Origin of the sequence: Actinophytocola sp. (assembly GCF_035942955.1) — a bacterium.
Lineage (GTDB): Bacteria > Actinomycetota > Actinomycetes > Mycobacteriales > Pseudonocardiaceae > DASYTH01.
This window is the reverse complement of the sequence record NZ_DASZCQ010000176.1, coordinates 1-14,283: the sequence shown is the minus strand read 5'-3', so window position 1 is coordinate 14,283 and position 14,283 is coordinate 1. Positions and strand designations below refer to the sequence as shown.

Genomic DNA, 14,283 nt, shown 5'->3' with positions numbered 1-14,283 from the left:
CGGTGCGCCACCTGGAAAGCGCGTTGGCCGTCGGTCGGCGGCTCGGCGCCCGGCCGGCGCTGGCCAGAACGCGGATCGACCTGGCCGGCGTGCTGCTGGGCCGCGGCCGGCCGGACGACCGGGCAAGGGCCCGCCGGCTGCTCGAGCCGGCCGCGCGGGAGGCCGCCGAGCTGGGCATGACAACCCTTGCCGACACGGCCGCCCGGCTCACCCTCGGCAGCCGGCCCGCCGACGACGGGCCGGCGCCGGCGGAACCGTCCCCGCTCACCCAGCGCGAGCTCGAGGTGCTGCAGCTGGTGGCACGGGGCCTGGCCAACAAGCAGATCGCCCGGACCCTCGCGGTCAGCGACAAGACCGTCAAGACCCACGTCAGCAACATCCTGGCCAAGGTGGGCGCCGCCGACCGCACCCAGGCGGCCATCTACGCCGTCCGCAGCGGGTTGGTCGCCGAGCATTAGGTCGGTCCATCGGCCTACCCGCCCTCGGTCCCTCGGCCGACGCGGCCGCCGCCGTCCCGACCGTACGTTTCGCCGTGTCCACAACAGACAGGAGGCGGACATGACGGAGCAGGCGGCCGACGGCCAGGAGACGCGGATGGAGTTCCGCGGCGCGCAGTTCTCCGAGACCGACGAGCAGATCGACGTCGTCGAGGTCGAGGAGATCCAGGGCGAGGAGGTGCCGTCATGACCGGCGCGCTGGCCAAGGTCACCGCGGTCACCAACGCGATCAAGGAGGCGTGGTGGCTGGTGGAGAAGAGCGAGTCGGTCGTGAACATCAACGCCGACCAGGCCAACGCGGTGCCCGCGGGCGCCGACTGGGCCACGGATCTGACCGGGGCGGCGGGCCCCAACTACAAGGACATCACCTACACCAGCAACTGGTACGTCTGGAACCCGTTCGGTGACGACGACGAGTCGAACACGACCATCACGATGCGGGTGTTCTGGATGTACGGGGCGAAGTACCGCGGCGGCGGGGCGTTCATCCCGACCGCCTGGGTCGACGTGGTGTACCTGGACCCGGCCTACAACAACGACATCGACATCAGGGTGACCGTCGGGCAGCCGTCCAACGTGGGCTCGGACACCGCGCCGATCGCCGCGCTGCCGCTGAGCATCACGGTCAAGGAGGACTCGATGCTCCCCGGCCAGGACAACCAGGAGACGTACACGGTCATGCTGTACGGGACCGGGCACGGTCAGGTGTACGGCTGAGGTCGCTTGTCGTCAGGCCGGCGCGTGGTGGGACCGGCAGGTGGCGTCCCCGGGCGGGAACGCCACCTCGCCCTCGAAGGTGATCGTGCCGTTGACGACGGTCATCAGCCGGGTGGCCGCGGCGATGCAGTCCCGGGGGATGGTCAGCGGGTTCTCGCGCAGCACGACGAGATCGGCGAACTTGCCGACCTCGAGCGTGCCGCGCTCGCGCTCCTCGAAGGAGGCGAACGCGCAGTCGGCGGTGATCAGCCGTAGCGCGTCGTCGACGGTGACGGCCTCGTCGGGCAGGAAGCCCCCGGCCGGGCTGCCGTCGAACTCGTGCCGGGTGACCGACCGCTGCACGCCCCACAGCGGGTCGAGCACCTCGATGGCGAAGTCCGAACCGCCGGCCAGCGGCACCCCGCGCCGCCGCATGGTGTCCCACCGGTAGGACTCCCGCCTGGTTCGGCGCTCGCCCAACGCCTTCGAGGCGAACCAGTGATCGGAGGTCGGGAAGCTGAGCTGGATGCTGCCGATCACGCCGTGCCGGGCCATCCGGTCGAGCAGGTCGTCGCCGGCCACCTGGACGTGCTCGAGGCACCACCGGTCGGCCCCGCTGACGCCGGCCCGCTGGTAGGCGTTGAGCATGGTCTGCACGCCGAGATCGCCGATGGCGTGCGCGGTGATGTTGAACCCGAGCTCCCGCGCGCGGGCGACGTCGGCGTTGGCGCGTTCCTGGGCCAGGAACAGCACCCCGTGCGGCAGGTTCCAGTCGTACGGGTCGTCGGCGTATGGCCGGCGCAGCGCGCAGGTCCGCGGGCCGAGCCACCCGTCGGCGTACATCTTGACGCCGAGGATCTTCACCCAGTCGTTGCCGAAGCCGGTCCGCCAGCCGAGCGCGGCGGCCTGCTCGATGCCGCCCCAGCGCACCCGGACCAGGTGCCGGAGCTTGAGCCGGCCCTCGGCGGCGAGCTGGAACAGCGCGTCGACCACGCGAAGATCGGTCAGCCCGGCCTCCACCACCGTGGTGACCCCCTGCCTGGCCGCCTCGTCCTGCATGCGCAGGATGCCGGCCCTGAGCGCCTCGGTCACCTCGCCGTGCCGGGACTCGTCCACCGGAGTGCGGCCCTGGTTGAACGTGTCGATGTGGCGCTGGCCGACGACCCGCCGGTTGTTGAACGAGGCCTCCTCGTCGTGCCCGTTCCACCGCGGCCGGTACACCTCGGCGGCGGCGTCGGCGTCCGCCTGGTTGAGCAGATGCGTGTGCTGGTCGCGGAATCCGGGGGCGACGAACGCGCCGCGCAGGTCGATCACCCTGGTACGTGGACCCGCCCAGGCCAGCACGTCCCGGTCGGATCCGACCGCCACGATGCGTTTCCCGAGCACCGCGACACCCTCGGCGCGGCGCCGGTGCGCGCGCCCGGTCCACACCGTGCCGGAGTGCAGCACGAGATCCGCGGACGGTCCCGGATCGGCCGCGGCCGGTGTGGCGACCGCCGAACCCACCGCCCCGACCCCGATCAGCTGCAGAACGCGCCGCCGTTCCAGCGCGAACCCGTGCGACGACTCGAAACCCTCGCGTGGCATGCCAATCCCTCCCGCAGAGCCGGCAGTCAACCGAAAGTACCGGCGCCGACACGGAGAGCACAACGAGCAACGGGACCTGTTACCGTCCGGGCCATGTCGGTCGACGCCGTAGCGGAGGAAACCGCCGAGCCCGCAAGCGATCCCACGGACGCCCCGCGGCGGTGGCGCCGGATCCCGGCCCTTGCGGCGACGGCGGGGGCCTGCCTGCTCATGCTGTTCGCGCTCGTCGCCCCGAACGACTTCAACCGGTTCAGCCTCTGGGCGTTCGTGCGGATCCCGGTGGAGGGGCTGGTCGCCGTCACCCTCGTGCTCATCGTGCCGGGGCGGGCGAAGCGGTGGGTCTCGGTGTCACTCGGGCTGGTCCTCGGTCTGCTGACCCTGCTGAAGATCGCCGATCTCGGCTCGTTCGCGGTGCTCTACCGGCCGTTCGACCCGGTGCTGGACTGGGCCTTCGTCGACGCCGGCGTCAACTATCTGAGCGTGACGCTCGGCCGGTTCGGGGCGATCGCCATGGTGGTCGGGGCGGTGGCGCTGACCATCGCCGTGCCGGTGCTCATGGTCCTGTCGGCACTGCGGTTGACCCGCATCGTGAACGCGCACCGCACCGCGGCGAGCCGTACCGTCAAGGTGCTCGCCGTCGTCTGGCTCGTCTTCGCCGTGCTCCGCGTGCCGGTCGCGTCCACGAACGCCGCCGAGTACGCCTACCTGCACGCCCGCCAGGTGCCCGACGGCATCCGGGATCAGCGGGAGTTCGCCAAGGAGGTCGACGCCGACGCCTTCCGCGACACCCCGGGCGCCCAGCTGCTGACCTCCCTGCGCGGCAAGGACGTCATGCTCGTGTTCGTCGAAAGCTACGGGCGCTCGGCGATCGAGCATCCGGAGCTGGCGCCCGAGGTCGGCGCGGTGCTCGACACCGGGACGCAACGGCTGCGCGCGGCCGGGTACGACTCGCGCAGCGGCTTCCTCACCTCGTCGACGGTCGGCGGCGGGAGCTGGCTGGCGCACGCCACGCTGGTCTCCGGCCTGCGCATCGACAACCAGCAGCGCTACCGCAACCTCGTCACCACCGACCGCGTGACCCTCAACCGCGCCTTCCAGCGCGCGGGTTGGCGCACGGTCGACGTCGAGCCGGCCCTCATCCAGGCCTGGCCGGAGGGAAACTTCTTCGGCTACAACGAGATCTACGAGGCGAGCGAGCTCGGCTACCGTGGGCCGCGGTTCAGCTACGCGACGATGCCCGACCAGTTCATCCTGTCGGCCTTCCACCGCGCCGAGCGCGTCACACCCGGTCATGCCCCGCTGATGGCGCAGATCACGCTGCTGTCCAGCCACGCGCCCTGGTCGCCCATCCCGGAGATCATCGACTGGGCCCGGGTCGGCGACGGCTCGATCTACCACTCCATGGCCGCGGAGGGGGCGCCGCCGGAGGCGATCTTCCAGCGGGCGTCCGACCGGGTCCGCGCCGACTACGGCAACTCGATCGTGTACTCCCTGAACAACGTCATCTCCTACGTGGAGAAGTTCGGCGATGACGACCTCGTGCTGGTCTTCCTCGGCGATCACCAGCCGTCCCCGGTGGTGACCGGCCCGGACGCCGGCCGGGACGTGCCGATCACCATCGTCACCCGCGACCGGGCGGTGCTGGACCGGATCTCCGCCTGGGGCTGGCAGGAGGGTCTCAAACCCGGACCGCAGGCGCCGGTGTGGCGGATGGACGAGTTCCGCGACCAGTTTCTGACCGCGTTCGGCTGAGCCACAGGACGCTGCGGCCGAACGACCAGGCCAGCGCCGCGAGCGCCGCGGCGACGGCGACCGCCGTCACGGCCGGCGGGAGCACACCCGCGGTCGCCACGACCAGCACCACGCCCTGGACGACCGCGACGACCTTGCCGGCCCAGCTCGACGGCACCGGGGTGCGCATCCAGGCCAGCATCCGGCCGGCGGCGATGAACGCGTACCGCATCAGGCCGATGGCCAGCACCCACGGGCCGAGCTGGAGCGCGACGCACCCGCTGAGGACCAGCAGGAGGAACGCGTCGACCTCCATGTCGAACCGCGCGCCCAGCGGTGACGACGTGCCGGTGCGCCGGGCGACCCAGCCGTCGACGCCGTCCAGCGCCAGCGCCGCCAGGGTCAGCCCGACCAGCGGGACCGGCTCCTGGATCCGGTCGGCGACCAGCGCGGTCACGCAGCCGACCAGGGCGGATCGGGCCAGGGTGACCTTGTCGGCGGGGCCGAGCGAGATTCGGCCCGCCCGCCGCAGGCCCGTGGCCAGGCCGAGGCAGACCGCCGCGGTGTAGCCGGCCGCCGCCAGCCAGCCGACCGGTCCGAGCCCGACGATCATGGACAGCAGGATCAGCAGGGCGGCCTGCAGCAGCGCTGCGCCCGCGAGGGTGCGCGCCCATGGCCGCGGTTGCCAGCCCACCCCGGGGACTGAAACCGTCGGGTGGGCCGAAGCAGTGCTGGTCAACGTAGTCACGACGGATACACGTAAAGGATGCGCCGATGGATCACGCCTTTTGGCTGAGCGCTCCGGGCCGCGGCGAGATCCGGCCGGTCGACCTGCCGCGACCTGCGGACGGCGAGGTGCTGGTGCGCACCCTGTTCTCCGGCGTCAGCCGCGGCACCGAACTATTGGTGTTCCACGGAGCGGTGCCGGCAAACCAACGCGAGGTCATGCGGGCGCCGTTCCAGGAGGGCGACTTCCCCGCCCCGGTGAAGTACGGCTACCTCAACGTCGGCGTCGTGGAGCAGGGCCCGGCCGAGCTGCGCGGCCGCACCGTGTTCTGCCTCTACCCGCACCAGACCAGGTACGTGGTGCCGGCCGGCGCGGTCACCGTCGTGCCCGACGGCGTGCCGGCCGGGCGGGCGGTGCTCGCCGGGACCGTGGAGACCGCGGTGAACGCCGCGTGGGACGCCGCGCCCCTGATCGGCGACCGGATCGCCGTGGTCGGGGCCGGGATGGTCGGCGCGTGCGTGGCGAAGGTGCTGTCCGGGGTTCCCGCGGCCCGCGTCCAGCTTGTGGACGTCGACCCGTCCCGGGCGGACGTCGCGGGCGCTCTGGGTGTGGAGTTCGCCACCCCGGAACGGGCTCTGGACGGCTGTGATCTGGTGGTGCACGCCAGCGCCAGCGAGGCCGGCCTGGCCAGGTCGCTGGAGCTGGTCGCCCCCGAGGGCACGGTGATCGAGCTGAGCTGGTACGGCGACCGGCGGGTGCGCGTGCCGCTGGGGGAGTGGTTCCACTCCCGCCGGCTGACGCTGCGGTCCAGCCAGGTCGGCACGATCCCGCCGGCCCGCCGCGGCCGGCGCGACTTCGCCGACCGGATGGCCATCGCGTTGGAGCTGCTGGCCGATCCCGGGTACGACGCGCTGATCACCGACGAGTGCCGGTTCGACGAGCTGCCGGTCGCGCTGCCCCGGCTGGCCAATAGTGAACCGCCCTCGCTTTGCCTACGTGTTAGCTACAGAGGACCCTAAGTCGATCATGAGGGAGGCCCGGTGTTCAGCCTCACCGTCCGCGACCACGTGATGGTCGCGCACAGCTTTCGCGGGGAGGTTTTCGGGCCGGCCCAACGACTGCACGGCGCGACGTTCGTGGTGGACGCCACCTTCCACCGGGCCGAGCTGGACGCCGACAACCTCGTGGTCGACATCGGACTCGCCGCCACCGAGCTGACGGCGATCCTCGGCGAGCTGAACTACCGCAACCTCGACGACGACCCGGACTTCGCCGGCGTCAACACCACCACCGAGTTCCTGGCCAAGGTCGTCGCCGACCGGCTCGCCGCGCGGATCGCCGACGGCAAGCTCGGCGAGGGCGCCCGCGGGCTCAGCGAGATCTCGGTGACCATGCGCGAGTCGCACATCGCCTGGGCGACCTACACGAGGGCGTTGTGAGACAACCCGTGCCCGCCCCGACCTTCGTGCTGCCCGGCGACGTCGACGATCCCGCCGTGATCAGCGGCGGCAACGTCTACGGCCGCCGGATGTGCGATCACCTCAACGGCCGGATGGTCGCCGTGCCCGGCGCCTGGCCGCTCGGCGACCCGGACGTCCTCGCGCGGTCCCTTGCCGGGTTGCCCGACGGCGAGGTCGTGGTGATCGACGGGCTGGTCGCCTGCGGGTGGCCCGAGATCGTCGCCCCGTCCGCCCGGCGGCTGCGGATCGCCGTCGTCGTGCACCTTCCGCTCGGCGACGAGGCCGGGCGGGCGCCCGCGGTCGCCGCCGACCTCGACCTCCGCGAGCGGGCGACCCTGCGTGCGGTCGGCGCGGTCGTGGTGACCAGCCACTGGTCGGCCCGCCGGGTCAGCGAGCACCACGAGCTGGACCCTGGCCGGGTGCACGTCGTGGCGCCGGGCACCGATCCCGCGCCGCTGGCGACCGGCACCGACGGCCGCTCCGAGCTGCTCTGCGTGGCCGCGGTGACCCCGCACAAGGGGCAGGACCTGCTGGTCGAGGCGCTCGCCATGATCACCGACGTGCCGTGGGCCTGCGTGTGCGTCGGGTCGCTGCGCCGCGACCCGGAGTTCGTCGACCGGGTGCGCGGGCTCATCGACCGGCACGGGCTGGCCGGCCGGGTCGAGCTGGCCGGTCCGCGGACCGGCGACGCGCTCGCCGGCAGCTACGACGCCGCCGACCTGGTCGTGCTGCCGTCCGTCGGTGAGACCTACGGCATGGTCGTCGCCGATGCCCTGATGCGGGGGGTCCCGGTGCTGGCCGCGGCGGTCGGCGCGGTGCCGGACACCCTCGGCCGGGCCTCCGACGGCAGCGTCCCGGGAATCCTGCTGCCCGAGCGGGATCCGGCGGCGTTCGCCGGCGCGTTGCGGCGCTGGCTGACCGAGCCCGACCTGCCGGAGACGCTGCGGGCCAGCGCCCGGGACCGCCGGCGGGCGTTGCGCGGCTGGGACGAGGCCGCGGTGGAGCTGCACAAGGTTGTGGAGTCGACATGGCAACTCTGAGCACCGGGCTGCGGCCGGAATGGTTGGCGCTGCGCGAGGGCGCGGACGCGGGGGCCCGCGCGGTCGGCCTGCTCGACCCGCTGCGGTCGTGGTTCGCAAGGCGGTCCGACGCGGGCCTGATCATCCGCGACCTTGGCTGCGGCACCGGCTCGATGGGCCGCTGGCTGTCCGGCCGGCTGCCCCGACCGCAGCACTGGATCCTGCACGACCGCGACCACGACCTGCTGGACCGGGCGGTCGGCGCGCTTCCGGGAATGGTCTCGGTGAGCGGCGAACCGGGCGACATCACCGAGCTGCGCGCCGCCGACCTGGCCGGCACCTCGCTGGTGACCGCGTCCGCGCTGCTTGACCTGCTCACCGCGGCCGAGGTCGTGCGGTTGGCCGACGCGTGCGCCGCGGCCGGATGCCCGGCGCTGCTCACCCTGTCGGTGCTCGGCCGGGCCGAGCTCGACCCGGCCGACCCGCTCGACGAGGAGATCGCGGCCGCGTTCAACGCCCACCAGCGGCGCGAGGTGGCCGGCCGGCGGCTGCTCGGCCCGGACGCGTTCGACGTGGCGATCGGGGCGTTCTCCCGCAAGTCGGTGGTGTACCGGCAACCCAGCCCGTGGCGGCTCGGCCCGGCGGACGCGGCGCTCACCGAGGAATGGCTGCGCGGCTGGGTTGCCGCGGCCACCGAGCACCGCCCGGACCTCGAGCCCGCCGCCCGGCCATACCTGGCCCGCCGCCTGGCCGCCAACGCCGCCGGCCGGCTGCGGGTCGTCGTCGAGCACGGTGACCTGCTGGCCCTTCCGGAGGTGGACTCATGACCGCGCCCAGGTCAAGGGTCGTGAGTCTGTTGTGGGGCTATGGCACCGGAAAGGACTCACGACAGGCCGACCGGAAGCGGGCCATGGCCTGGCTGAAGATCCTGGTCGGGCTGGCCATCCTGGCCGCGCTCGGCACGCAGCTGGGCAGTCAGACCTTTGTGGACGGTCTGCGGTCGATCGGCGCCGGCGAGCTGCTGGCCGCGCTGGCGATCGGCCTGGTGACGACCGTGCTCAGCGCCTGGCGGTGGTGCCTGGTGGCCCGCCGGCTCGGCCTGCCGATCACGCTGGGCACCGCGGTGGCCGACTACTACCGGGCCGTGTTCCTCAACTCGGTGCTGCCGGCCGGCGTGCTCGGCGACGTGCACCGCGCGGTGCGGCACGGCCGGGAGGCCGGCGACGTGGGCCGCGGCGTGCGCGCGGTGGTGCTGGAGCGCACCGCCGGGCAGGCCGTGCTGATCATCGTGGGCGCGGTGGCGCTGCTCGCCGGGCCGGCACTGGCCCCGGTCCGGGGTATCGTGCTGACCGTGCTCGCCGTCGTGGCCGGGCTCGGCCTTGCCGTGCTGGCCGCTCGGCGGTGGGCGCGGGACGGATCCGTCTGGCGCCGCACGGTGGACGACATCCGCGACGGCCTGCTGGCGCGGGCCGCCTGGCCGGGCGTCGCGCTGCTGTCCGCCGCGGCGCTTGCCGGGCACGTCACGCTGTTCGTCGTGGCGGCGCGGGCCGCCGGGGCGACCGCACCGGTCTCCGAGCTGGTACCGCTGGTGGTCCTGTCGTTGCTGGCGATGGGGCTGCCGGTGAACGTCGGCGGTTGGGGACCACGTGAAGGAGTCGCGGCACTGGTGTTCGGCGCGGCGGGGCTGGGCGCCGCGCTCGGGCTCACCGCCGCCGTGGTGTACGGGGTGCTGGCGCTGGTGTCGTGCCTGCCAGGCGCCGGCGTTCTGGTGATGCGGGCCGGGAGACGGGAAGCAATGGCGTGACAGAGCTAGCCGAAGTTCAGTACGACGAGTTCGACCGGGTGGTCGACATCGACCTGCCCACCCGGTACGGGAAGTTCCGCGCGATCGGCTACCGCGACGGGGCCACCGGCCAGGAGCAGGTCGCTCTCGTGCACGGCACCGTGACCGGCCGCCCGGCGCTCACCCGGGTGCACTCCGAATGCCTGACCGGCGACGTCTTCGGCTCCACCCGCTGCGAGTGCGGCGAGCAGCTGGAGGCCGCGCTGCGCGCCATCGTGGCCGAAGGCGCCGGCGTGCTCATCTACCTGCAGGGCCACGAGGGCCGCGGCATCGGCCTGCTCGCCAAGCTGAAGGCGATGCGCCTGCAGGAGCAGGGCCTCGACACCGTCGAGGCCAACCTCGCCCTCGGCCTGCCCGTCGACGCCCGCGACTACCGCCCGGCCGCCTGGATCCTGCGCGACCTCGGCATCCGCTCGATCCGCCTGCTGTCCAACAACCCGGACAAGATCACCTCTCTCTGGCGCTCCGGCATCCGCATCACCGAACGCGTCCCGCTCCTGATCACCCCGTCCGACGACAACCTCCCCTACCTGCGCACCAAACGCGAGCGCCTCCACCACCTCCTCCCTCACCTCGACGCCGGAAAGTCCCGCTCCAGCGCCCCCAACACCCCGCCGAACGACTCCACCAGGCTCGCCAGCGCCACCCCACCCTTGTCCGCCGACGCCCGGGACGGCATCCCGACCACTCCGGACTCGGTGTAAGCGGCCAGCGACACGGTGAGCATCCGCTCCCGGTCGTCGGCCAGATGATCGTGCGCGGCATAGTCGGCCCGCACCAGCCTCGGGTGGGCGTGCAGCAGGATCGAGGTCTCCAGTTCCCCGGCGTGCATGTCGCTGTCCACCGGGGTCCGCATCCCGGCGGCCGCGCGTGCCCTTGCCCAGTCTACTTCGGACGGAAACAGCGCCATGCGCCGCCCGGCGGGGCCGGCCTCCTGAACCACGTTGGACAGCACGTAGTTTCCGCCGTGCCCGTTCACGATCACCAGCCGGTCCACTCCGGACCGCCGGAGCGACTCGGCCACGTCGTTGACGATCGCGTACAGCGTGCCCGCCGAGATGCTCACCGTCCCCGCCCACACCGCGTGCTCGTGCGAGCAGGAGATCGTGACCGGCGGCAGCTCCAGCACCGGCCAGGCACCCGCCACCGCCCGCGCCACGGTCACCGCCACCACCGTGTCGGTCACCAGCGGCAGAAACGGCCCATGCTGCTCGAAGCTGCCGACCGGGAGCACCGCGACCCGCGCCCCCCGCTCCCGCACCTCGACCGTGGTGCTCAGCGGCAGGAGGTAGCCGTCCAGTTCGGTCATGCCCGCAGGCTAGGGGCAGCGCCTCAGCAAAGCCCAGCGGACCCCGCCGAGCGAACCCGTTCGCGATGCCGGGGCTGTGATCGCGATACCCCGGCATGATCACCGGCTTCGGCGGGGCTCCGCGTGGGCGCGTTCGGCGGCCCAGGGGATGGCCGCAGGGGAGAGGTCGACGGTGAAGCCGGCCGAGGCGAGGTGGATGGCGTTGCGGCCAAAGGTCGAGGGCCCGGCCCGGCGGCGCGATCACGCCGCGCTCGAGGGAGGAGACGGGGTTCCCGTCCGGCTTGGCCGTGAGGAACGGCACCCGGCTGGCGCGGTCGGCGTGGAAGCCGTCCCACCGGGAGGCTCCGGCCGGCCGGCGGTCGGCCTCCGGGGCGAACGGGCCGTCGAGCGGTCGCAGCACGTCGTCGGCCGTGCGCACGCTCCGGTCCGTCCTGCCCCCATTCGCGTGAGCACCCGAAACGACTCGTGCCGCGGAGCGATTCACCATGCACGTGACCCCTTCGAGGGAGGGACTTGATCGTGACCACATCCAGCGTGCGGCCCGCCTGGGGCGAGCTCGGGGCCGACGAGCAGACCCCGGTCGTCGAGTCGGGTCCCTACAGCATTTGGTCGCCTTCGGACACGCCGGCGGTCCCCTCGGCGGCCGACAACGCGCCGCTCGAGCTGGGCGTGAAATTCCGGGCGGACGTGACCGGGAGCATCACCGGCGTGCGTTTCTACAAGGGCGCCGGCAATGGTGGCACGCACACCGGCTCGCTGTGGAGCGCCGACGGCACACGGCTGGCGAGCGCCATATTCGACAACGAGACCGCAACCGGCTGGCAGACCGCGACGTTCGACACGCCGGTGCCCATTGCCGCCAATACCACCTACGTCGCGTCGTATTTTGCGCCGCAGAGTCATTACAGCGTCACCTACAACTACTTCACGGTCACCCGGGACAACGCGCCGCTGCACGCGCCGGCTTCGATTGTTGGCGACCCCAATGGCGTCTTCCGCTACGACGCGTTGAGCGGATTTCCCACCTCCACCCACCTGAGCTCCAACTACTGGGTGGACGTGGTCTTCGTTCCCGGCCCTGGGCCGCAGCCACCCACCCCGCTGGACCAGGGCTTCGGCGGACCGGTGCTGGTGCTGAAGTCCGACTCGCGGCCGTTCAGCCGGTACTACAGCGAGATCCTGCGCGCCGAGGGGTTCAACTCCTTCGCCACCGCCGATCTATCCACTGTGGACGCCGCTGGGCTGAGCCAGTACGACGTGGCCGTCCTCGGCGAGATTCCGCTCACCACCGCCCAGGTCACCATGTTGACCGACTGGGTCAACGCCGGCGGCAACCTCATCGCGATGCGGCCGGACAAGAAGCTGGCCGCGCTGCTTGGCCTCAGCGACCAGGGCACCATCCTCACCAACGGCTACCTTCAGATCGCCACCGGGGCCGCCCCCGGCGCCGGGCTGCCGAGCCAGACCATGCAGTACCACGGCACGGCCGACCGGTACACGGCGCTGAGCGGTACCACTACTGTCGCCAAGCTGTACAGCAACGCCACGACGACGACCAACAGTCCCGCGGTCACCCTGCGCGGCGTGGGGGCCAACGGCGGCAACGCCGTGGCGTTCACCTACGATCTGGCCCGCTCGATCGTGCTGACGCACCAGGGCAACCCGGCCTGGATCGGCGACGAGCGCGACGGCCAGACCCCGCTGCGTCCCGCGGATCTGTTCTACGGCGCCAAGGTCGGCGACGTCCAGCCGGACTGGGTCGACCTGACCAGGGTCGCCATTCCGCAGGCCGACGAGCAGCAGCGGCTGCTGAGCAACATCATCAACTTCGTGAACCAGGACCGCAAACCGATCCCGAAGACGTGGTACCTGCCCAAGGGCCACAAGGCCGCGGTGGTCATGGCGGTCGACGACCACGGCACCGAGACCGGCACCGCGGACTACTTCGACCGGCTGCTGGCCAACAGCCCGCCCGGCGGCGCGGTCGAGACCTGGGACGCCGCCAGGGGCACGTCCTGGCTGTGGCTCGACGGTCCCTCGCTGACCGACGCGCAGGCGGCGGCGTACGTCGCCCAGGGCTTCGATCTGGGCATCCACGTCAACACCGGCTGCGCCAACTGGACGCCGGTCTCCCTTGAAGCCACCTTCCACGCCGAGCTGAAGGCGTTCGCCGACCGGTACCCGAGCGTGCCGCCGCAGACCGGCAGCCGGACGCACTGCATCGTCTGGAGCGACTGGGCCTCGACACCCAAGGTGGAGCTGAGCAAGGGCATCCGCATGGACCTCAACTACTACTACGCTCCATCGTGGTGGGTGCAGAACCGGCCCGGCATGTTCACCGGGTCCGGCCTGCCCATGCGGTTCGCCGACCTGGACGGCACCATGATCGATGTGTACCAGGTGGCCTCCCATCTGGTGAACGAGAATGGTCAGACGTACCCGGCCGGCATCAACACCCTGCTCGACCGCGCCCTCGGCCAGGAGGGCTACTACGGCGTGTTCGGCGCGCATTTCGACCTCAGCGACGAGTTCGACTCGCAGGTGATCGCGTCGGCCAAGGCCCGCGGGGTGCCCATGATCTCGGCCAAGCAGATCCTGGACTGGACCGACGGCCGCAACAACTCCTACTTCTCGCAGATCGCTTGGAACGGCAACAATCTCACGTTCACCGCCCAGGTCGACGCCCGGACCAACGGCATGCTCCGCGGAATGCTGCCGATGCAGTCCGTCAAGGGCGCCCTGACCGGCATCACGAGGGACCTGGCCAACGTCGCCTTCACCCAGCAGACGATCAAGGGCGTCACCTACGCCCTGTTCCCGGTGGACAACGGCAGCTACAGCGTCGCCTACACGCCGCACACCTACCCGGCGTCGCTGTGGACGCCGGCCGCCGTGCCCGCCACGATCACCGCCAGCGACGCGGCCTCCGTCGAGCTCGGCGTCAAGTTCACCCCCGGCGTCTCCGGCAAGATCACCGCGGTCAAGTTCTACAAGGGCCCGCAGAACACCGGCACGCACACGGTGAGCGTCTGGTCGACCGGCGGCACCCGGCTCGCCACGGCCACCGCCACCAACGAGACGGCCTCGGGCTGGCAGACGGTGCCGCTGGCCGCGCCGCTCAACGTCACCGCCGGCACCACCTACGTCGCCTCGTACTTCGCCCCGGTCGGCCGCTACTCGGTCAACTACGACCACTTCACCAACGCCTACACCAGCGGCCCGCTCACCGCCCCTTCCTCGATAGGCAGCGGCGGCAACGGCGTCTACCTCTACGGCGCCGGCAACGCCATGCCCAACCTGACCTACCGCAGCACCAACTACTGGGTGGACGTGGTCTTCACCCTCTAGGCAGTGTTTTCTAGCTCGGGCAAGGCCGCCGGGCGCCTTCGGCGCCGGCCTGGGGTTGGGTTGGGT

At 72.0% G+C, this 14,283-nt stretch carries 13 protein-coding genes and 1 pseudogene; 11 read left to right on the top strand and 3 right to left on the bottom strand.

What is annotated here, in order from left to right; genetic code table 11:
- From VGX25_RS17645 to VGX25_RS17635, 3 genes are all read left to right on the top strand, one after another.
- Positions 1-458, top strand: a 458-nt coding sequence (locus tag VGX25_RS17645; protein ID WP_326918898.1) for a response regulator transcription factor, incomplete at its 5' end; no start/stop codon positions are given.
- A gap of 100 nt (positions 459-558) precedes the next feature.
- A complete protein-coding gene (locus VGX25_RS17640) occupies positions 559-687 on the top strand; it encodes a hypothetical protein (protein WP_326918897.1) in 129 nt (42 codons plus the stop codon).
- Complete coding sequence (locus tag VGX25_RS17635) at positions 684-1,214, top strand: hypothetical protein (RefSeq protein ID WP_326918896.1); 531 nt, start codon at positions 684-686, stop codon at positions 1,212-1,214. Before VGX25_RS17640 ends, VGX25_RS17635 begins: the two co-directional genes overlap by 4 nt.
- Before the next feature lie 12 nt (positions 1,215-1,226).
- Here VGX25_RS17635 and VGX25_RS17630 read toward each other — a convergent pair whose 3' ends face one another.
- The gene (locus tag VGX25_RS17630) at positions 1,227-2,780 is read right to left on the bottom strand and encodes an amidohydrolase (RefSeq protein ID WP_326918895.1); all 1,554 of its coding nucleotides are present in this window, start codon (positions 2,778-2,780) and stop codon (positions 1,227-1,229) included.
- Positions 2,781-2,873: 93 nt separating this feature from the next.
- On the opposite strand from VGX25_RS17630, the gene VGX25_RS17625 reads away from it, so the two are divergent.
- A complete protein-coding gene (locus VGX25_RS17625) occupies positions 2,874-4,532 on the top strand; it encodes a sulfatase-like hydrolase/transferase (protein ID WP_326918894.1) in 1,659 nt (552 codons plus the stop codon).
- On the opposite strand, the gene VGX25_RS17620 is transcribed toward VGX25_RS17625, so the two are convergent.
- A complete protein-coding gene (locus VGX25_RS17620) occupies positions 4,459-5,205 on the bottom strand; it encodes a CDP-alcohol phosphatidyltransferase family protein (RefSeq protein ID WP_326918893.1) in 747 nt (248 codons plus the stop codon). The genes VGX25_RS17625 and VGX25_RS17620 overlap by 74 nt on opposite strands.
- A gap of 80 nt (positions 5,206-5,285) precedes the next feature.
- Between VGX25_RS17620 and VGX25_RS17615 the strand changes: the two genes are divergently transcribed.
- The 6 genes and pseudogenes from VGX25_RS17615 to VGX25_RS17590 all read left to right on the top strand — a co-directional run.
- Positions 5,286-6,257 carry a zinc-binding alcohol dehydrogenase gene (locus VGX25_RS17615; RefSeq protein ID WP_326918892.1) on the top strand — a complete coding sequence of 324 codons (972 nt, stop codon included), beginning with the start codon at positions 5,286-5,288 and terminating at the stop codon, positions 6,255-6,257.
- A 21-nt stretch (positions 6,258-6,278) separates the two neighbouring features.
- Positions 6,279-6,677, top strand: coding sequence for a 6-carboxytetrahydropterin synthase (locus tag VGX25_RS17610; RefSeq protein ID WP_326918891.1), 399 nt, complete (start codon positions 6,279-6,281; stop codon positions 6,675-6,677).
- Positions 6,674-7,738 carry a glycosyltransferase family 4 protein gene (locus VGX25_RS17605; RefSeq protein ID WP_326918890.1) on the top strand — a complete coding sequence of 355 codons (1,065 nt, stop codon included), beginning with the start codon at positions 6,674-6,676 and terminating at the stop codon, positions 7,736-7,738. Before VGX25_RS17610 ends, VGX25_RS17605 begins: the two co-directional genes overlap by 4 nt.
- Positions 7,726-8,544 (top strand): SAM-dependent methyltransferase, encoded by an 819-nt coding sequence (locus tag VGX25_RS17600; protein ID WP_326918889.1) that lies wholly within the window; start codon positions 7,726-7,728, stop codon positions 8,542-8,544. Before VGX25_RS17605 ends, VGX25_RS17600 begins: the two co-directional genes overlap by 13 nt.
- A complete protein-coding gene (locus VGX25_RS17595) occupies positions 8,541-9,521 on the top strand; it encodes a lysylphosphatidylglycerol synthase transmembrane domain-containing protein (protein WP_326918888.1) in 981 nt (326 codons plus the stop codon). Before VGX25_RS17600 ends, VGX25_RS17595 begins: the two co-directional genes overlap by 4 nt.
- Positions 9,461-10,069, top strand: a pseudogene (locus tag VGX25_RS17590) (GTP cyclohydrolase II); the annotation flags it as partial. The gene VGX25_RS17595 and the pseudogene VGX25_RS17590, both read left to right, overlap by 61 nt.
- Positions 10,070-10,128: 59 nt before the next feature.
- Here the strand turns inward: VGX25_RS17590 and VGX25_RS17585 are convergent.
- The gene (locus VGX25_RS17585; protein WP_326918887.1) at positions 10,129-10,869 is read right to left on the bottom strand and encodes a creatininase family protein; all 741 of its coding nucleotides are present in this window, start codon (positions 10,867-10,869) and stop codon (positions 10,129-10,131) included.
- 519 nt (positions 10,870-11,388) lie between these two features.
- On the opposite strand from VGX25_RS17585, the gene VGX25_RS17580 reads away from it, so the two are divergent.
- Positions 11,389-14,217 (top strand): DUF4082 domain-containing protein, encoded by a 2,829-nt coding sequence (locus VGX25_RS17580; RefSeq protein ID WP_326918886.1) that lies wholly within the window; start codon positions 11,389-11,391, stop codon positions 14,215-14,217.
- Positions 14,218-14,283 lie beyond the last annotated feature (66 nt).

Bases quoted from the DNA above. Each gene is read 5' to 3' on its own strand.
- VGX25_RS17630 (WP_326918895.1), bottom strand. From the start codon at position 2,780: ATGCCACGCGAGGGTTTCGAGTCGTCGCACGGGTTCGCGCTGGAACGG.
- VGX25_RS17625 (WP_326918894.1), top strand. From the start codon at position 2,874: ATGTCGGTCGACGCCGTAGCGGAGGAAACCGCCGAGCCCGCAAGCGAT.
- VGX25_RS17600 (WP_326918889.1), top strand. From the start codon at position 7,726: ATGGCAACTCTGAGCACCGGGCTGCGGCCGGAATGGTTGGCGCTGCGC.
- VGX25_RS17635 (WP_326918896.1), top strand. From the start codon at position 684: ATGACCGGCGCGCTGGCCAAGGTCACCGCGGTCACCAACGCGATCAAG.
- VGX25_RS17615 (WP_326918892.1), top strand. From the start codon at position 5,286: ATGGATCACGCCTTTTGGCTGAGCGCTCCGGGCCGCGGCGAGATCCGG.
- VGX25_RS17585 (WP_326918887.1), bottom strand. From the start codon at position 10,869: ATGACCGAACTGGACGGCTACCTCCTGCCGCTGAGCACCACGGTCGAG.
- VGX25_RS17595 (WP_326918888.1), top strand. From the start codon at position 8,541: ATGACCGCGCCCAGGTCAAGGGTCGTGAGTCTGTTGTGGGGCTATGGC.
- VGX25_RS17640 (WP_326918897.1), top strand. From the start codon at position 559: ATGACGGAGCAGGCGGCCGACGGCCAGGAGACGCGGATGGAGTTCCGC.